A 17,490-nucleotide genomic window follows, 5' to 3' on the forward strand; every position below is an offset into this window, starting at 1 on the left:
GTCCTTGCTGATCAACGGTGCAGTACGAGGCGCTTCAAGCGTTTGAGCGTTGTACGGTTGTAATTGCGCAACGGAATCGTGCGCAACAGGCTCCAGGCGAACTTCTTGTCGGCAACCACCGCATACTTCAATGCCTTGTTGACCAGCACCGTCCTGCCCTTCTGGTAACCGGGATGCGCCTGATAAGGCGCCATTGCCAGCATATCGGCATCGAGCAACACCTTGAACCTTCGAGACAGGTTATTGGGGTGTCGACGGTAACGGGTGACACAGACGGGCAACTCGTGAATCTCGTAACCCTTGCTGGCAATTCTGAGCGTTATCTGGAAATCCTGGACTTTGATGTTCGGGTCGTAAAACTGCGCCGCCTGCAAAGCCTCCATGCGGTACAACGCGCCGGGGGCACCAATGACCACCGCTTCGCTGACGATCTGATCGAAGCTGAATTTCTTCACCTTGGTACGGTGCTGGGTCTTGATCTCGGCACCGTCGCTGTCCATATAAGCGATCAAGGCACCTACGCAGCCCACTTTCGGGTGTTCATCCAGATACCTGGCCCTGACGCTGAGCGAATGGGGAAGCATGATGTCGTCCAGATCCGGGGTGGAAACATACACACCCCTGGCATGCTTGAGGCCGTTGTTCAGCGTAGCGCTGACGCCCTGATTCTGCTGGGTCAGGAGCTTGAAATCGTAAGTATCCTGCAGCGCCCGGAGCATCGCCAGACTGTTGTCCGTCGAGCCATCGTCAACAATGATGACTTCGAAGTTGGAGTAGTCCTGGGCAAAGATGCTTTGCAGCGCAGCCTCAAGGTACTTCTCGGCGTTGTAGCAAGGAGCAACGATGGAAACCAGCGGCTGCGATGCCAGTGGCTGGGAGAGCGGCTGCAAATGCTCGGGGGTCATTGCGGGTAATGCCTCACGTCGGCCTCTCTGTGGAGGCTGTTGCTGATCGTCTGAATCAAAAAATGGCCACCATCATGCTGGAACTCGTCGCCATTGTCATGATGCGGCGGCGCCTCGGTACCAGCCGATGCGCCCGCAGCCAGAAATATTCAGAAACACCTAAATACTGAAAAGAATACAGGCCGAGAGATTATCATGAAAGCGCAACTGCTAATAATTCTCATAAACACTTGCATTTATTTATCCCTGGGTGGCACCTTACATGACTTGCGAAATTGCCCGTAGCCGTTCTTCACACTCCTTCATGGCTTCAGCACTGGGCCTGGCCGTCGCTTCGGCATCGAGCTGCTCGCTCGCAGAGCAGACTTCCAGCCCGCCTCTTGAGCTGGGTAACATCAACATTGATGCCCAGGCCAGCGGCGACTACAAGACCGAACGCTCGGCCTCGAGCAAATACGCCACACCGCTGCTCGACACCCCGCAGACCATTACCGTGGTGCCCTCCCAGGTGATCAAGGAGCAGCAGGCGCTGAGCCTGCGCCAGGTACTGTCCAACGTCTCCGGCATCACCTTCAACGCCGGTGAAGGCGGTGGCGGTTCGGGCGACAGCATCAACATCCGCGGCTTCTCGGCCAACAGCAACATCCAGATCGACGGCCTGCGCGACAGCGCCCAGACCAACCGTACCGATACGTTCAATGTCGAGCAGGTCGAAGTCATCAAAGGCCCCAACTCGGTGTTCGGCGGCGCCGGCACCACCGGCGGCAGCATCAACATCATCAGCAAGCAGCCCCAGGACCAGGCCTTCACCCGCCTGGGCGGCAGCGTCGGCACCGACAACTACTACCGCATGACCCTGGACAGCAACCAGCCACTGGAAGGCGTGGGGCAAGACAGCGCGTTTCGCATCAACCTCATGGGCCACCAGAACGACGTGGCCGGCCGCGAACAGATCGACCGCGAGCGCTGGGGTATCGCCCCTTCCCTGCGCCTGGGCCTGAGCGAATCCACGCGCCTGACCCTGAGCGCCTTCCACCAGGTCGATGACAATCTGCCCGACTACGGTGTGCCGGCCCTGGATGGCAAACGCCTGGCGGGGGTAAACCGCGAGGACTACTTCGGCTGGAAGAACCTCGACAAGGAAGAGATCGAGCAAAGCTCATTCACCGCCAACTTCGAGCACGACTTCAACGATAACCTGCGCCTGCAAAACCTCACGCGCTACAGCCACATCGTCCGCGATACCACGGTGTCCGCTTCCCACGTCAACACCACCGGCGTCCCCCCGGGCCGTTACCGCCCCGCAGGCCCGCAAGGCTATGGCCGCGACGCAACCACCGAAATGTGGATCAACCAGACCAACCTGATCAGCAACTTCAACCTGCTGGGCATGCGTCACGACCTGGTCAGCGGCATGGAAGTGTCACGCGAAACCATGGACCTGAAAACCTACGGCTACGGGCTCAGCAACGCCCTGTATCCAGCCAACGGTTACGACCTGAGCAACCCGCCAGGACACTGGTCGGGGCCCGCCAACAAGGCCACCAGCGGCTACACCGACACCGAACTGACCAACCAGGCGCTGTATGTGTTCGACACCATCGCCCTGCATGAGCAATGGGACCTGAACCTGGGCCTGCGCTATGACAAGTTCAAGGGCGAAGCCCAAGGCTACGACGCTGCACATGTGCGCACCTCCGACTTCGAGTCCACCGACGAGAAGCTCAGCGGGCGTGCCGGGCTGGTCTACAAACCCACCGAGAACGGCCGTATCTACCTGGCCTGGGGCAACTCCTTCAACCCCTCCGCCGAGAGCCTGGCCTCTACCGGCGGCGGCCTGAGTGCTACCACCGAAAACCTGGCCCCGGAGAAAAACGAGACCTGGGAACTGGGGACCAAGTGGGAGTTGCTCGACAAGCGCCTGGAACTGGACGCGGCCGTGTTTCGCGTAGAGAAGACCAACGCCCGCGAAACCATGGCCGACGGCTCGACCCAGTTGGCCGGCAAGCAACGCGTGCAGGGTGTGGAAGTCGGCGTGACCGGGCACATCACCGAGCAGTGGGACGTGTTCGCCAACTACACCTTCCTCGACAGTGAAACCCTCAAGGCCGCCAACACCGCAGCCGGTATCGCCCGTGAAGGCCAGGCGCTGGGCAACACCCCACCACGCTCGCTCAACCTGTGGACCACCTACGAGCTGCCGGCTGGCTGGACCCTCGGCTATGGCGCGCGCTATGTCAGCGAACGCAACGTGACCTCCAGCACCAGCGCCAAGCTCGACGCCTACTGGCTGCACAATGCCATGGTGGCGTACCGGGTCAACGAAGACCTCGACCTGCAGCTGAACGTCAACAACCTGTTCAACAAGGACTATGTCGAGCGTGTACGCCAGCAGAACGGCACCGATGCGCGTTCTTCGGCCATCGAGTATGGCGATGCGCGTTCGGCGATTCTCTCGGCGACCTATGCGTTCTGATTTGTAGGAGCGAGGGTGCAACCTGCCTCGCGATTGCGTATGTCCTTCATATCGCAATCGCGGGGCAAGCCCGCTCCCACAGAAACGAAAAAGCCCGCGACCTTTGCAGGACGCGGGCTTTTTCTTACAGCGTATGGTGGGTCGTGTAGGATTCGAACCTACGACCAATTGGTTAAAAGCCAACTGCTCTACCAACTGAGCTAACGACCCGTTGGATGGCGCGTATAATACTGATTTCTAACAGGAAATCAACACCCCATCGCAAAATAATTTAAAAATATCTGGTCGGGTCCTCTACACCGGCAGCTTTGAAGCCGTCGGCGCGCAGGCGGCAACTGTCGCATTTACCACAGGCGCGGCCTTCATCGTCGGCCTGATAGCAAGAAACGGTAAGGCTGTAGTCAACCCCGCGGGCCATGCCGGCCTGGACGATCTGCGCCTTGCTCAGGTTCTGCAGCGGCGCCTGGATACGGAAGCCCTGCCCTTCGACACCGGCCTTGGTCGCCAGGTTAGCCATGCGCTCGAAAGCCTCGACGAACTCCGGACGGCAATCCGGGTAACCGGAATAGTCCACGGCATTGACGCCGATGAAGATATCGCGGGCCTCCAGCACTTCTGCCCAGCCCAGGGCCAGGGACAGGAACACGGTGTTGCGCGCCGGCACGTAGGTGACCGGGATGCCTTCACTCGGTGCTTCGGGCACATCGATGCTGCTGTCGGTCAGGGCCGAGCCACCGATACCGTCCAGGCTCAAGCCGATGACCTTGTGCTCGACCACGCCCAGGTCGCGGGCTACCCGCGCTGCGGCGTTCAGCTCAGCGCGATGGCGCTGGCCGTAGTCGAAGCTCATGGTGTAGCAACTGTAGCCTTCAGCCTTGGCCATGGCGACCACGGTGGCCGAGTCCAGACCACCGGAAAGCAGAATTACCGCACGTTTCTCAGTCATAGCATCGCTCCTGTCAGCGTCCCGGCTCGTCGTTCCATAGCAGCTTGTGCAGCTGCATCTGGAAGCGAACCGGCAAATTATCGGCCACGATCCAGTCGGCCAGGTCAGTTGCGCTCACCTGATGGTGGCTTGGCGAGAACAGCACTTCGCCGGCACGTTTTTCCAGGCCGTACTGAATGAGCTTGGACACCGCCCAGTCATAGTCTTCACGAGAGCAGATGACGAACTTGACCTGATCGTTGCGGGTCAGCAGTTCGATGTTCTCGTAACGGTTGCGGTGCACTTCTTCCGAGCCTGGGGTCTTGAGGTCGACGACGCGGCTGACCCGGGTATCGACCCTGGAAATATCCAGGGCACCACTGGTCTCCAGCGAAACGTCGTAACCGGCGTCACACAGTTGCTTGAGCAAAGGGATAGCGTTGGGCTGGGCCAGCGGTTCGCCACCGGTTACGCAGACATAACGCGGCTTGAAGCCAGCGACCTGTTCGAGGATCGAATCAAGGGTGCGGCTACTGCCGCCGCTGAACGCGTACTCGCTGTCGCAGTACTGGCAACGCAGCGGGCAGCCGGTGAGGCGAACGAATACCGTGGGCAGCCCAGCGGTACGCGTTTCACCCTGCAAAGAGTAAAAAACTTCGGTGATACGTAATGTGTCTTGCATAGTCGCCACGGGCGTAACAGCTAAACAGGCTGTCCGCCTCCGTCAGGCACCACTGAGAACTCGACATCGCGTAGTTCGCAGCAGCGTGTTTCATAAAAGGGCAGTGATTCTAACGAAAAAACCCGCGACTAGCGCGGGTTTCTTTTAAAGCGACCGACTCAGAGCTTCTGCAAGTCGCGCTGGGCCAGTTGTGCAGCCGAGGTCCCCGGGTACTGGGTGACCACCTGCTGGAGAATGCCCTTGACCCGGTCGGTGTGACCCAGGCGGCGCTCAACATCGGCCAGCTTGTACAGCGAATCCGGCACCTTGTTGTGCTTGGGATACAGCTGGCTGACCTTGGCGAAGGCTTGCCCTGCAGCTTGCAGGTCGCCCTTGGCCAGGTTCACTTCACCGAGCCAGTACTGCGCGTTGCCGGCGTACTGGCTGTTCGGGTACTTGCGCAGGAAGGCGTTGAACGCCTGGCTGGCCTTGTCGAAATCCTTGGCTTTGATCAGGTCGAAAGCAGCATCGTAGTAGAGCTTTTCTTTCGCCGGATCGCCAGGTTCGCTACTGGCTGCTGGCTGGCCGGTGGCAGCACCAGCGGCAGCGCCTGCAGCGGCACCGGCGGCTTCGCCACCGGTGGAGGAATTATCAGGAGTGGCGGCAGGTGCAACACCGCTTCCAATACGCCGATCCAGGTCCTGGTAACGCTCCAGGCTCTCCTGTTTCATGCGTGACACATCATTTTGCAGCTCTTCAATGATGCCTTGTTGACGCGCGATCTGCTCCTGCATTTGCTGCAGTTGCATGAACAGCTGGCCCTGTGCCGAGGCAGGGGCCGTAACCCCTCCCCCGGCATAGGCGCCGTTCGTACCATAACCCGCAGGCGGATAGCTGCTTGCGCCGCTATAGCCTGCGTTGTCATCAACAACAGGAACCTCAGCCCAGGCCATGAGAGGCAGGGTGAGAACCAGGACGGTTACAGCACGACGGCACGTTCGCATATCGAATTACTTACGCAGTTCGACGCGACGGTTCTGAGCCCAGGACTGCTCGTCGTTACCGGTAGCAACTGGACGCTCTTCGCCGTAGGAAACCAGTTCCAGCTGGGCAGGAGAAACGCCTTGCAGTACCAGGTAGCGTTGAACGGCTTTCGCACGACGCTCGCCCAGAGCCATGTTGTATTCGCGAGTACCACGCTCGTCGGTGTTACCTTCCAGCACGACGCGAGCGCCGTTGCCTTTCAGGTCCTTGGCATGAACGTCCAGAGCGCGCATGGCTTCTGGCTTCAGGTCCGAGCTGTCGTATTCGAAGTAGAAGGTGGTGATTGCGCGCAGAGCAGCTTCTTCGCTCAGGCTGCCGTCAACAGCGCCAGTGTTGGCACCGTAGCCAGCGTTAGGATCGACTTGGCCTTGACCTGCGTCGTCACCGCCTTTCGAGGAGCAACCTACAGCTACGGCCATGGCCAGAGCCAGCGCAGCAAACTTACCAAACTTCAGCATTTCCATCGTGAAACTCCTAATGAACCCCAGTGTGTTAAGTAAAACGTAAAGCGCCGCGTCAGTTCAGGTAAGGGGACCAGGACGGTTCTCTGACTTCGCCTTGAGCGGTAGGAAGCGGGAGCCTCACGCGTCCGTTGAGAGAGACGAGCATCAAGACTCCCCGGCCCTGCTGGCGGGTGGCGTAGATTAGCATGGTGCCGTTGGGCGCAACAGTGGGTGACTCATCAAGACTTGTTTCCGAGAGAATCTTTACACTGCCGCGTTGCAAATCTTGTGCAGCCACTTTGAAGTTGGTGAAACCTTGTTGGCGATGAATCATCACCAGGGTCTTTTCATCCGCCGACAGTTTAGGGTTGGCGTTGTAGTTACCCACGAAAGTTACCCGCTCTGCACCACCACCGGAAACATTGGTTTTGTAGATCTGTGGTTTACCACCGCGGTCGGAGGTGAAGTAGATGGTCGAGCCATCTTTACCCCAGAACGGTTCGGTGTTGATACCAGGACCTGCAGTCACGCGCGACAGTTGGCGCGAACCCATGTTCATCACATAGATGTCCGGGTTGCCGTCCTTGGACAGCACGAACGCCAGGCGCGAACCATCCGGAGACCAGGCTGGCGCACCATTGAGGCCTTCGAAGTTGGTGATCTGCTCACGGCGACCGGTGTCGATGTGCTGAACGAAGATGCGCGGACGCTTCTGCTCGAACGACACATAGGCAATGCGCTTGCCATCCGGGGCAAAGCGCGGCGACAGGATCGGCTCACGCGATTGCAGCAGGGTTACTGCCCGCGCACCGTCGTAGTCGGAACGCTGCAGGGTGTAACGGGTGTTGTTGGTCGAGAAGCGCTCGGCAGTCACGTACAGCATGCGGGTAGAGAACGCACCCTTGATGCCGGTGAGCTTTTCGAACGACTGGTCGGCGATGTAGTGCGACATGTCGCGAAGTTGGTCGACACTGCCCGAGACGCTGCCGGTCAGCACTTGCTGCTCGGTGGCGACGTTGAACAGCGCGTACTGCACCTGCAGGCGACCGCCCGCAGGGACGATGCTGCCGACCATGATGTACTGGGCGCCCAGGGCTTTCCAGTCACGGAAGATCACTTCGCTGGCCTGGCTCGGCTGGCTGATCATGTTCTGCCGCGGGATCGGCGAGTAATAACCGGAGTTGCGCAGGTCATTACCAATGATGTCAGCCATGTCTTCAGGCAGCACGCTACCGCCCTGCAGACCGAACGGCACGACGGCGATCGGCGTCGCGCGATCGCTGCCGCTGGTGACCAGGATGTTCTTTTCATCTGCTACGGCCAACCCTGCTGCACAGCAGAGAACAACCAGCAGTCCTCGAAGAAGGTTAATCACAAGGCTAGATCCTCAGGTGTGAATGTCATCTTGAATGAACGATAGGGATTGAATTCGCTCGGTTTCAAGCCCTGCATCTCGGTTAAACGACCAATGTTCTTGACCGCTGCCACAGCCGAGCTGTCAAACGGACCGTCACCACTGGAGCGGGCTACGCTCACCGAGGTAATGGTGCCATCGGGCAACATGCCGATCTGCAGGACCACCGTCATGTTCTTGCGCGCAGAAGGCGGACGTGCCCAGCCCTCGGCCGCACGTGCACGAATCAGGTCGTCGAAATCGCCGGCTACCTGATCACCCTGCTCGTCAGCCAGGGCTTGCTGCCGTTCGGTGGTGTCGGACAGAAGCTCGGCCAGGGCCTGGGCTTTCTTGTCTTCCGCCGCCTTGCGGGCTGCATCCTGTGCCTTCTTCTTGGCTGCATCAGCTGCAGCTTTCTTCTTGGCGTCTTCGGCGGCTTTTTTCTTCGCCTCTTCAGCCGTTGCTTTTTTCTTCGCGTCCTCGGCCGCCTTCTTCTTGGCGTCCTCGGCTGCTTTTTTCTTGGCTTCTTCAGCCGCCTGCTTCTTGGCCTCTTCGTCAGCCTTTTTCTTGGCTTCCTCTTCGGCCTTCTTCTTGGCGATGTCAGCCTGTTGCTTCTCGGTGGCCTTCTTCGCCTCTTCGGCTTTCTTGGCTTCGGCGGTTTTCTTCGCTTCCTCGGCCTTCTCGGCCTGCTCGGCTTTCTTCGCTTCGGCTTCGGCTCGCGCCTCTTCGGCCTTTTGAGCAGCTTCTTCTTTCTTTTGTTCCGCAGCCTTCACTGCCTGCTGCTCGACCTTCTTCTGTTCCATCTGCTCTTCTTCGGTTTGACGCGAAGCAGTCTTCTTGGCTTCACCGGCAATCTTCTGATTGGTCTGGGTGGTCGCCTGACTCTTGGATTTCAGCTGGTACAGGGTTGCCTGGACAATAGGCTTGGCCGGCGGCAGTTCCGGGGTCATGGCAAAACTGACGAACAGCATGCCGAACACCAGAACGTGCAGCGCAATGGCCCAGACACTGGGCCAGAAATAGCTTTCCGAGGCGGATGGCTCTCGCTGTTGCATCAGGGCGCCTCGGTAATCAGGCCAACGTTACCGACACCTGCCTTCTGCAACCCGCCCATGGCACCCATGACCGCGCCATAGTCGACGGACTTGTCACCACGGATGAAGACCTGGGTCTGCTTGCCCTGGTCACGGCCGGCGCTGATGATCTTGGTCACGGCGTCGGTCATTTGCGGCAAGGTCATGGCCTTGTCCATCTGCTTGTCGGTGTCGACCTCGCTGCCAAGGTTCCAGAAGTAGGTCTTGTCAGCCTTGATCGAAATGGTCAGGACCTGGGTGTTGTTGTCCTGCGGCAAGGCTTCACTGGAAACCTTGGGCAAGTCGACCTTCACGCCCTGGTTGAGCATGGGTGCGGTCACCATGAAAATCACCAGCAGTACCAGCATCACGTCGATGTATGGCACCACGTTCATTTCGGCGACCGGCTTGCGTTTGTGGCGAACTCGGGCCATGGGCTTTTACCTGATCACTCTTCGCTGGTGTGCACTTTACGGTGCAGGATGGCCTGGAACTCGTCGGCGAACGTGTAGTAACGGCCGATCAAGACTTCACTGCGGGCAGCGAAACGGTTGTAGGCAATAACCGCAGGAATCGCGGCGAACAGGCCGATCGCGGTGGCGATCAGGGCTTCGGCGATACCCGGGGCCACGGTGGCCAGGGTCGCTTGCTGCGCCGAGGCCAGGCCGCGGAAGGAGTTCATGATGCCCCAGACGGTACCGAACAGGCCGATGTACGGGCTGGTGGAACCAACGGTGGCGAGGAACGGCAGGCTCTGCTCGAGCTTCTCTTCTTCACGGGAGATGGCGACGCGCATGGCCCGGCCAACGCCTTCCATGACCGCATCAGGGTCGACGCCCGGCTGCTGGCGCAGACGCGAGAATTCCTTGAAGCCGGCGCGGAACACCTGTTCTACGCCCGAATCCGGGTCCGGGTTGCTGCCAGCCTGACGGTACAGCTTGGACAGGTCGATGCCCGACCAGAAGCGCTCTTCAAAGCTGTCCAGCGCACGACGACCGGCGCGCAGCATGGTGCTGCGCTGAAAAATCATGATCCATGACGTTACCGATGCGGCAACCAGAATCAGCATGACCAGCTGTACCACGATGCTGGCATTGCTGACCAGGCTCCACATGGAGGTATGGTCGACGACGTTAGCTTCCACGCTTAATCTCCTGCATTTGAATGAGTACCCGGATCGCCCGCCTCGGCAAAGGCCGCGCGCAGCGCTGGGGGAATGGCCCGGGGTTTGAAAGTATCGGCGCGCACACAGGCCACCAGGAACTGCCCTTCGCAGAGCAGCGTTGCATCTTTTTCGCGCCATACCTGCTGCACGAAGCGCAGGCTGGCGCGGTTCAATTCAAGCACTTGCGCGGTGACCCGCAATTCGTCGTCCAGCCGCGCTGGCGCGTGATAGCGCGCCTCGCTGGAATGGACCACGAACAGCAGGTTTTCCTGCGCCATTGCCGACTGGGCAAAGCCCAGGGCACGCAACCGCTCGGTGCGGGCACGTTCCATGAATTTCAGGTAATTGACGTAATACACCACGCCGCCGGCATCGGTATCTTCGTAATAGACACGACAACGATGTGCGAACGGCTCTAGCTCAATTTGCGCGCGCATACTCTAGTGCTAACTCCTCAGCTTGCCAATCCGCCCCGGCAACTGTTTTTCATCGATTATGTCGTATTGCCAGCGTGACTGAGCCATGCCCGCGGATAGGACCACAGAAACGCTGGATAAATCTGTCACTCATCGGCCTGGGCGGAAAAACCCTCACCGGTGATCGATTCCCCCATCCGATTGGGAATATTCAGACCGAAATGCAGGTACGCGTGCCGGGTCACCACCCTGCCCCGTGGCGTGCGCATGATGTAGCCCTGCTGGATCAGGTAGGGCTCGAGCACGTCCTCGATGGTGTGACGCTCTTCGCTGATGGCCGCAGCCAGGCTGTCGACCCCCACCGGACCACCGTCGAACTTCTCGATCATGGTCAGCAGCAGGCGCCGGTCCTGGTGATCGAACCCGCGCTCGTCGACATCCAGCAGGTTCAGCGCCATGTCGGCAACCGGTTTGGTGATATGGCCCTTGCCGCGCACTTCGGCGTAGTCGCGCACCCGCCGCAGCAGGCGGTTGGCGATCCGTGGCGTACCGCGGGCCCGGCGGGCGATCTCGAAGGCGCCTTCGTCCTCGATGGGCAAGCCAAGAATGCCACCGGAACGGCTGACGATGGTCGCCAGGTCCTCGGTGTTGTAGAACTCCAGGCGCTGGACGATGCCGAAGCGGTCACGCAGCGGGTTGGTCAGCATGCCGGCACGGGTGGTGGCACCGACCAGGGTGAACGGAGGCAAATCGAGCTTGATCGAGCGCGCCGCCGGCCCTTCGCCGATCATGATGTCGAGCTGGAAGTCTTCCATGGCCGGGTACAGCACTTCTTCGACGATGGGCGACAGGCGATGGATTTCGTCGATGAACAGCACGTCATGGGGTTCGAGGTTGGTCAGCAAGGCAGCCAGGTCACCCGGGCGTTCGAGGATCGGCCCCGAAGTGCTCTTGATCGACACGCCCATCTCCTGGGCAATGATATTGGCCAGGGTGGTCTTGCCCAGCCCCGGCGGGCCGAAGATCAGCGTGTGGTCGAGGGATTCGTTGCGCCCGCGGGCGGCCTGGATGAACAAGGCCATCTGTTCGCGCACCACCGGCTGGCCGATGTATTCGGCCAGGCGCAATGGACGGATCGCCCGGTCCTGGACCTCTTCTCGGTCGCGCCCGGTGGCGGCTATCAGTCGATCGGCTTCAATCACTTAGATCATTCCCTTAAGGCTGCGACGGATCAGCTCTTCACTGCTCAGGCCCTTGGCATCCACGGCGGCCACCGCCTTGCTGGCTTCCTGGGGCTTATAGCCCAGGGAAATCAGCGCGCTGACGGCATCGGCCTCGGCGCTGGAGACGCTGGCAATCGGCAGTGGACCATTGGGCACAAGGGCAAACATGGCCGGTGAGGTTTCCCAGGCCTTGAAGCGATCCTTGAGTTCAACCAGCAGGCGCTCGGCGGTCTTTTTACCGACCCCGGGCACCTTGACCAGGGCCGAGGCATCCTGGGCCTGGACACAGCGTACCAGTTCGTCGACATCCAGGCCCGACATCAATGCCAGGGCCAGCTTGGGCCCCACGCCGTTGAGGCGGATCAGCTCGCGAAACAGCTCGCGTTCGCGCTTTTCATGAAAGCCATACAGCAGATGAGCGTCCTCGCGCACCACCAGGTGGGTGTGCAAGGTCACCACTTCGCCAACCTTGGGCAAGCGGTACAGGGTGGTCATCGGCACTTCGAGCTCGTAGCCCAGGCCGTTGACGTCGACAATCAGGTGCGGCGGCTGTTTTTCAGCCAGGGTGCCGCGCAAACGTCCAATCACGTTCCGATCCTTCCTCATGGGCACCGGCAAGCGACCGGTCAACCCTAACAGCAAATGCAATGGCCGAAGGCATTGCCCGGGCAAAATTTGTTTCAGCGGATGATGCTATCAGAGCCGCAAGCGCCCGCTGCGACTACGCGCCGTGCCCAGGCCATGGGGCACCAGGCTTGAGCGGGTGTGGGCATGGCACAAGGCGATGGCCAGGGCGTCGGAAGCGTCAATCTGCGGCTTCTGGGTCAGCTTGAGCAGGTGCATGACCATCATCTGCACCTGCTCCTTATTGGCCCCACCGGTGCCGGCAACTGCCTGCTTGACCTGGGTGGCGCTGTACTCGGCAATCTCCAGGCCTTCTTCGATGGCGGCGACAATAGCCGCGCCGCGCGCCTGACCGAGCTTGAGCGCCGAATCGGCGTTGCGCGCCATGAACACCCGCTCGATGCCCATGGTAACCGGGCCGTGCTGGCGAATGATCTCGCGCACCCCGCGAAACACGATCTGCAGACGCTCCGGCAGCTCGCCCGCGCCAGTACGGATGCATCCGGAAGCCACATACTCGCAGCCACGACCGCTATGGCGCACCACGCCATAACCGGTGATGCGCGAGCCGGGGTCGATGCCAAGAATCAGAGTCATACGTCTTTGCGCCATAGTAAAAACAGAAGCCGGACCGGCTCGCAGGTGCAATGCAACTGCAGGCAGATCCGGCCTCGGGCCGGCAGGAGCGGGCTTGCCCCGCGATTGCGCACTACCGCCCAATCGCATCGAGAGGCAAGCTCGCTCCCACCTGAATGAACAACTTGAGACTAGCCGAGCTGTTCCATGACTTCGTCAGGAATCTCGGCGTTGGAGTAGACGTTCTGCACGTCGTCCAGGTCTTCAAGCATGTCGATCAGCTTGAGCACCTTCTGCGCGCCGTCCAGATCAAGTTCGGCACTGGTGGTCGGCTGCATGACGATTTCCGCGTCCGCTGCCTTGAAACCGGCCTCTTCCAGGGCATTGCGCACGGCATAGAAGCTGTTGAACGAGGTGAAGACCTCGAACGAGCCATCTTCGTTGCTGACCACGTCGTCGGCATCGGCCTCCATCGCCGCTTCCATCAGCGCGTCTTCGTCGACACCGGCGGCAAAGCTGATCTGGCCCTTGCGCTCGAACAGATAGGCCACCGAGCCGTCAGTCCCCAGGTTGCCACCGCACTTGCTGAACGCATGGCGCACAGCCGCTGCGGTCCGGTTGCGGTTGTCGGTCATGGCTTCGACCATCACCGCCACGCCACCCGGGCCGTAACCTTCGTAGCTGAGCTCTTCGACGTTGTCGGCTTCGGCCGTGCCAGCACCGCGGGCAACCGCCCGGTCGATGATGTCGCGGCTCATGTTCGCCCCCAGCGCCTTGTCCAGGGCCAGGCGCAAGCGCGGGTTGGAGGCTGGATCGCCGCCGCCCTGCTTGGCGGCAACGGTCAGCTCACGAATCCACTTGGTGAAGATCTTGCCTCGCTTGGCATCCTGGCGCTCTTTGCGGTGCTTGATGTTTGCCCACTTGGAATGACCAGCCATAACGCACTCCGAATCCTTTGTAACAATGCCACGCCCCGGCCGCGCTCATGCCCGACCGAGACCTTGAAATTCATGCGCCTTAACGCAAAGGCGCATCCATATGGATGCGCCCGGGGTCTGCTTACTCAGCCTTGGGCTGTTCGCGCAGACGGATATGCAACTCACGCAGGGCCTTGGCATCGACCAGGCCAGGGGCCTGGGTCATGACGCACGCAGCGCTCTGGGTTTTCGGGAAGGCAATAACTTCGCGAATCGACTGGGCGCCAGTCATCAGCATCACCAGACGGTCCAGACCGAAGGCCAGGCCGCCATGCGGCGGTGCGCCGAACTTCAGGGCGTCGAGCAGGAAGCCGAATTTCTCTTCCTGTTCAGCCGCTTCGATACCCAGCAGACGGAAGACCGCCTGTTGCATTTCTTTGCGGTGGATACGGATCGAACCGCCACCCAGCTCGGTACCGTTGAGGACCATGTCGTAAGCACGCGACAGCGCGGTGGCCGGGTTGGCCTCCAGCTCTTCGGGGCTGCATTTTGGCGCGGTGAACGGGTGGTGCAGCGCAGTGAAGCTGCCGTCGTCGTTCTCTTCGAACATCGGGAAGTCGACAACCCACATCGGTGCCCACTCGCAGGTGTGCAGGTTGAAATCGTTACCGACCTTGATCCGCAGGGCGCCCAGCGCCTCGCTGACGATCTTGGCCTTGTCGGCGCCGAAGAACACGATGTCGCCGTCGACCGCGCCAACGCGATCGAGGATCACGTTGAGGTTGGCCTCAGGGATGTTCTTGACAATCGGCGACTGCAGGCCTTCAACGCCCTTGGCGCGCTCGTTGACCTTGATGTAGGCCAGGCCCTTGGCACCGTAGATGCCGACGAACTTGGTGTAGTCGTCGATGCGGCTGCGCGGCATGCTCGCGCCACCTGGCACGCGCAGGGCGGCAACACGGCTCTTCGGATCGTTGGCCGGGCCGCTGAACACCTTGAATTCGACTTCCTTGAGCTGATCGGCAACGTCAACCAGTTCCAGCGGGTTACGCAGGTCCGGCTTGTCGGAACCGTAGCGGCGCATGGCCTCTTCGAAGGTCATGTGCGGGAATTCGCCGAACTCCAGGTCCAGGACTTCCTTGAACAGCTTGCGGATCATGCTTTCGGTCAGGCCCATGATCTCGGACTCATCGAGGAAGCTGGTCTCGATGTCGATCTGGGTGAATTCCGGCTGACGGTCGGCGCGCAGGTCTTCGTCGCGGAAGCACTTGGCGATCTGATAGTAGCGGTCGAAACCGGCAACCATCAGCAACTGCTTGAACAGCTGCGGCGATTGCGGCAGGGCGAAGAAGCTGCCTGCGTGGGTACGGCTCGGCACCAGGTAGTCACGCGCGCCTTCAGGGGTGGCACGGGTGAGGATCGGCGTTTCGACGTCGAGGAAGCCGTTTTCATCAAGGAAGCGGCGGATGCTGGTGGTGATGCGCGAGCGCAGGCGCAGCTTCTCGGCCATTTCCGGGCGACGCAGGTCGATGAAGCGATAGCGCAGGCGGGTTTCTTCACCAACATCGGAGTATTCGTTGAGCGGGAACGGCGGGGTTTCCGCTTCGTTCAGGACGGTCAGCTCGTAACCCAGCACTTCGATGGCGCCGGACGCCATGTTGGCGTTGACCGCGCCAGCCGGACGCGGACGCACCTTGCCGGTGATCTGTACCACGTACTCGCTGCGCACGCGATCGGCGGCGGCGAAGCTTTCTGCGCGATCCGGGTCGAAGACGACCTGGGCCATGCCTTCGCGATCACGGATATCGAGGAAAATCACCCCGCCGTGGTCGCGGCGACGATGGACCCATCCGCAAAGGGTAATTTCCTGACCTTCCAGGCTCTCGTTCAGTTGGCCGCAATAATGGCTGCGCATCATGATGGTGGTTTCGCTTCTCGTCATTCGTATGTTCAGTGGAGGCCTTGATGCCCCAAAGGGCTAATAGTGCAAGACCCTGCCGGTGCAATCAACTCAGTCGGCCTTGTCGCCGCCTGCCAGGTTCTTTTTCGCACCGGTCTTGAAGTCGGTTTCGTACCAGCCCGTACCGCCCAGACGGAACCCCGGGGCCGAGATCAGCTTTTTCAATGCGGGCTGCTCACACGCCGGGCAATCGGTCAGCGGCGCGGCGCTGAGCTTCTGGAGGACTTCCAACTGATGATTGCAGGAAGCACATTGATAGTCGTACATGGGCATAGGCGTGTCTCGTTAACCACAGCGCGGGCTGGTTCAGGCAGTAAAGCGCGGGATTATATATGGTTAAGGAGTGCTGTGCAGCCCGGCAACCGACTAGCGTGCCACCTTTGCCCCCAGCAGATAGACCACGCAGACCACGCGGATCAGCCCGCTGAAATTTTTCACCCCGCCATGGCGCAGGTGCACTTCGCGGTCAACGTACGACAGCACCGCGTTGACCGAGCATTTGTTCGCCTCGGCAATGCGCTCGAGGATGGTCCAGTAAATCTCCTCAAGGCGCAGACAGGTGGCAAAACCGTTCAGCCGTACCGAACGCGATAACGGCTGGGCCAGGCCCATGTTGAAATTTGCCTCGAAAGGATCGATGCCATCCTTGTGCGGCACGCTGGCTGCGCGCCCCGTGCGATTCATCCATGCCGACATAGTCGTACCACGCCACTGTTTAACAGGGAAACAAACCCGGACGTTTGGCACGCACGGGAACTTGCCCTTAATAAAGCGCCGTGACTCGCGCCGGCACCAGCAGACGCAGTTATTCTGAATGTAGGAATTCTCGGCGCTGGACCCGGTACTTGAAAACACCGGAAAGTGCTTCCGTGCCAACTAAAATGCCCGAACCTCATATAGAAGCTCGGGCATTCAAACAACGCGCGTTAAATCAGCCGGTCACTTGCCTTCAAGTAGCGAACGCAGCATCCAGGCAGTTTTTTCATGCACCTGCATGCGCTGGGTAAGCAGGTCGGCGGTCGGCTCGTCGCTGACCTTGTCGAGCAGCGGGAAAATGCTGCGCGCCGTACGGGTGACCGCCTCCTGGCCTTCGACCAGCTGCTTGATCATCTCATCGGCGGCGGGCACGCCCTCCTCTTCTTTAATAGAGGAAAGCCGCGCATAGATGGAATACGCTCCCGGCGCCGGGAAGCCCAGGGCGCGAATACGCTCGGCAATCGAATCGACCGCCAGGGCCAGTTCGTTGTACTGCTCCTCGAACATCAGGTGCAAGGTACGGAACGCCGGGCCGGTGACGTTCCAGTGAAAGTTGTGGGTCTTCAGATAAAGAACATAAGTATCCGATAACAGACGCGACAAACCATCCACGATGGACTTGCGATCTTCTTCACTGATACCGATATCGATAGCCATGCAGTTCCCCTTTCCTTGGCGCTTGCTGATCAAGCGGCTACAAACCACTGTACCAAGAGTTTTCACCGGCTGCAGCCTCGTGCCTGCGACACAGGGCTGCAGCCCACGCGACACACGGTTGGCCGCTGATTTGAGAACCCCGGGGCTTTGCTGTTAAATAGGCAGCGTGCCGCCCGCGCCGATTGTCATTACGCGGGCGCATAGGCTGACCCATTTCACGTTTTTGCGCTTTTTTACCCGTGCGCGCCGTGAAGTCAGCTCTTCCTGTGATCCGCC

General features: G+C 60.2%; 19 protein-coding genes and 1 tRNA gene. 1 reads left to right on the plus strand and 19 read right to left on the minus strand.

Features of this window, described 5'->3' with window-relative positions; translation table 11 throughout:
* Positions 1-11 precede the first annotated feature (11 nt).
* Positions 12-905 carry a glycosyltransferase family 2 protein gene (locus ABM562_RS11050; RefSeq protein WP_115088298.1) on the minus strand — a complete coding sequence of 298 codons (894 nt, stop codon included), beginning with the start codon at positions 903-905 and terminating at the stop codon, positions 12-14.
* 262 nt (positions 906-1,167) lie between these two features.
* On the opposite strand from ABM562_RS11050, the gene ABM562_RS11055 reads away from it, so the two are divergent.
* Positions 1,168-3,381 carry a TonB-dependent receptor gene (locus ABM562_RS11055; protein WP_460421975.1) on the plus strand — a complete coding sequence of 738 codons (2,214 nt, stop codon included), beginning with the start codon at positions 1,168-1,170 and terminating at the stop codon, positions 3,379-3,381.
* A 134-nt stretch (positions 3,382-3,515) separates the two neighbouring features.
* On the opposite strand, the gene ABM562_RS11060 is transcribed toward ABM562_RS11055, so the two are convergent.
* The 18 genes from ABM562_RS11060 to ABM562_RS11145 form a co-directional block, all read right to left on the minus strand.
* Positions 3,516-3,591 (minus strand) — tRNA-Lys (locus ABM562_RS11060).
* Between the two features lie 61 nt (positions 3,592-3,652).
* A complete protein-coding gene (gene queC / locus ABM562_RS11065) occupies positions 3,653-4,327 on the minus strand; it encodes a 7-cyano-7-deazaguanine synthase QueC (protein ID WP_115088300.1) in 675 nt (224 codons plus the stop codon).
* A gap of 13 nt (positions 4,328-4,340) precedes the next feature.
* Positions 4,341-4,988, minus strand: coding sequence for a 7-carboxy-7-deazaguanine synthase QueE (queE, locus tag ABM562_RS11070; RefSeq protein ID WP_460421977.1), 648 nt, complete (start codon positions 4,986-4,988; stop codon positions 4,341-4,343).
* Between the two features lie 158 nt (positions 4,989-5,146).
* The gene (gene ybgF / locus ABM562_RS11075; RefSeq protein ID WP_460421979.1) at positions 5,147-5,971 is read right to left on the minus strand and encodes a tol-pal system protein YbgF; all 825 of its coding nucleotides are present in this window, start codon (positions 5,969-5,971) and stop codon (positions 5,147-5,149) included.
* Positions 5,972-5,977: 6 nt separating this feature from the next.
* A complete protein-coding gene (pal, locus tag ABM562_RS11080; protein ID WP_010223188.1) occupies positions 5,978-6,475 on the minus strand; it encodes a peptidoglycan-associated lipoprotein Pal in 498 nt (165 codons plus the stop codon).
* A 52-nt stretch (positions 6,476-6,527) separates the two neighbouring features.
* Positions 6,528-7,829: a Tol-Pal system beta propeller repeat protein TolB gene (gene tolB / locus ABM562_RS11085; RefSeq protein ID WP_115088303.1), complete on the minus strand. Its 1,302-nt coding sequence runs from the start codon at positions 7,827-7,829 to the stop codon at positions 6,528-6,530.
* Positions 7,826-8,902, minus strand: a complete 1,077-nt coding sequence (gene tolA, locus ABM562_RS11090; RefSeq protein WP_115088304.1) for a cell envelope integrity protein TolA — start codon at positions 8,900-8,902, stop codon at positions 7,826-7,828. Before tolA ends, tolB begins: the two co-directional genes overlap by 4 nt.
* On the minus strand, positions 8,902-9,354 hold the full coding sequence (tolR, locus tag ABM562_RS11095; RefSeq protein WP_115088305.1) for a protein TolR: 453 nt from the start codon (positions 9,352-9,354) through the stop codon (positions 8,902-8,904). Before tolR ends, tolA begins: the two co-directional genes overlap by 1 nt.
* Before the next feature lie 14 nt (positions 9,355-9,368).
* Positions 9,369-10,064: a protein TolQ gene (gene tolQ / locus ABM562_RS11100; RefSeq protein WP_010223192.1), complete on the minus strand. Its 696-nt coding sequence runs from the start codon at positions 10,062-10,064 to the stop codon at positions 9,369-9,371.
* A 2-nt stretch (positions 10,065-10,066) separates the two neighbouring features.
* Positions 10,067-10,522, minus strand: coding sequence for a tol-pal system-associated acyl-CoA thioesterase (gene ybgC / locus ABM562_RS11105; protein ID WP_134063956.1), 456 nt, complete (start codon positions 10,520-10,522; stop codon positions 10,067-10,069).
* Between the two features lie 125 nt (positions 10,523-10,647).
* The gene (gene ruvB, locus ABM562_RS11110; protein WP_115088307.1) at positions 10,648-11,703 is read right to left on the minus strand and encodes a Holliday junction branch migration DNA helicase RuvB; all 1,056 of its coding nucleotides are present in this window, start codon (positions 11,701-11,703) and stop codon (positions 10,648-10,650) included.
* Positions 11,704-12,312 (minus strand): Holliday junction branch migration protein RuvA, encoded by a 609-nt coding sequence (gene ruvA / locus ABM562_RS11115; protein ID WP_115088308.1) that lies wholly within the window; start codon positions 12,310-12,312, stop codon positions 11,704-11,706. It lies immediately after the preceding gene.
* Positions 12,313-12,420: 108 nt separating this feature from the next.
* Complete coding sequence (ruvC, locus tag ABM562_RS11120; protein WP_045193540.1) at positions 12,421-12,945, minus strand: crossover junction endodeoxyribonuclease RuvC; 525 nt, start codon at positions 12,943-12,945, stop codon at positions 12,421-12,423.
* Positions 12,946-13,115: 170 nt separating this feature from the next.
* Positions 13,116-13,862: a YebC/PmpR family DNA-binding transcriptional regulator gene (locus ABM562_RS11125; protein WP_115088309.1), complete on the minus strand. Its 747-nt coding sequence runs from the start codon at positions 13,860-13,862 to the stop codon at positions 13,116-13,118.
* Positions 13,863-13,983: 121 nt separating this feature from the next.
* On the minus strand, positions 13,984-15,759 hold the full coding sequence (gene aspS / locus ABM562_RS11130; protein WP_115088516.1) for an aspartate--tRNA ligase: 1,776 nt from the start codon (positions 15,757-15,759) through the stop codon (positions 13,984-13,986).
* 93 nt (positions 15,760-15,852) lie between these two features.
* Positions 15,853-16,074: an FmdB family zinc ribbon protein gene (locus ABM562_RS11135; protein ID WP_045193542.1), complete on the minus strand. Its 222-nt coding sequence runs from the start codon at positions 16,072-16,074 to the stop codon at positions 15,853-15,855.
* A gap of 93 nt (positions 16,075-16,167) precedes the next feature.
* Positions 16,168-16,497 carry a ribbon-helix-helix domain-containing protein gene (locus ABM562_RS11140; RefSeq protein WP_115088310.1) on the minus strand — a complete coding sequence of 110 codons (330 nt, stop codon included), beginning with the start codon at positions 16,495-16,497 and terminating at the stop codon, positions 16,168-16,170.
* Positions 16,498-16,740: 243 nt separating this feature from the next.
* The gene (locus ABM562_RS11145; RefSeq protein ID WP_115088311.1) at positions 16,741-17,214 is read right to left on the minus strand and encodes a Dps family protein; all 474 of its coding nucleotides are present in this window, start codon (positions 17,212-17,214) and stop codon (positions 16,741-16,743) included.
* Between the last annotated feature and the right edge of the window lie 276 nt (positions 17,215-17,490).

The sequence above is a fragment of the Pseudomonas sp. ZL2 genome, from assembly GCF_054788455.1.

Coding starts and splice junctions, on each gene's coding strand:
- ABM562_RS11050 (WP_115088298.1), bottom strand. CDS start 905: ATGACCCCCGAGCATTTGCAGCCGCTCTCCCAGCCACTGGCATCGCAG.
- ABM562_RS11055 (WP_460421975.1), top strand. CDS start 1,168: ATGACTTGCGAAATTGCCCGTAGCCGTTCTTCACACTCCTTCATGGCT.
- queC (WP_115088300.1), bottom strand. CDS start 4,327: ATGACTGAGAAACGTGCGGTAATTCTGCTTTCCGGTGGTCTGGACTCG.
- queE (WP_460421977.1), bottom strand. CDS start 4,988: ATGCAAGACACATTACGTATCACCGAAGTTTTTTACTCTTTGCAGGGT.
- ybgF (WP_460421979.1), bottom strand. CDS start 5,971: ATGCGAACGTGCCGTCGTGCTGTAACCGTCCTGGTTCTCACCCTGCCT.
- pal (WP_010223188.1), bottom strand. CDS start 6,475: ATGGAAATGCTGAAGTTTGGTAAGTTTGCTGCGCTGGCTCTGGCCATG.
- tolA (WP_115088304.1), bottom strand. CDS start 8,902: ATGCAACAGCGAGAGCCATCCGCCTCGGAAAGCTATTTCTGGCCCAGT.
- tolR (WP_115088305.1), bottom strand. CDS start 9,354: ATGGCCCGAGTTCGCCACAAACGCAAGCCGGTCGCCGAAATGAACGTG.
- ybgC (WP_134063956.1), bottom strand. CDS start 10,522: ATGCGCGCGCAAATTGAGCTAGAGCCGTTCGCACATCGTTGTCGTGTC.
- ruvC (WP_045193540.1), bottom strand. CDS start 12,945: ATGACTCTGATTCTTGGCATCGACCCCGGCTCGCGCATCACCGGTTAT.
- ABM562_RS11125 (WP_115088309.1), bottom strand. CDS start 13,862: ATGGCTGGTCATTCCAAGTGGGCAAACATCAAGCACCGCAAAGAGCGC.
- aspS (WP_115088516.1), bottom strand. CDS start 15,759: ATGATGCGCAGCCATTATTGCGGCCAACTGAACGAGAGCCTGGAAGGT.
- ABM562_RS11135 (WP_045193542.1), bottom strand. CDS start 16,074: ATGCCCATGTACGACTATCAATGTGCTTCCTGCAATCATCAGTTGGAA.
- ABM562_RS11140 (WP_115088310.1), bottom strand. CDS start 16,497: ATGTCGGCATGGATGAATCGCACGGGGCGCGCAGCCAGCGTGCCGCAC.
- ABM562_RS11145 (WP_115088311.1), bottom strand. CDS start 17,214: ATGGCTATCGATATCGGTATCAGTGAAGAAGATCGCAAGTCCATCGTG.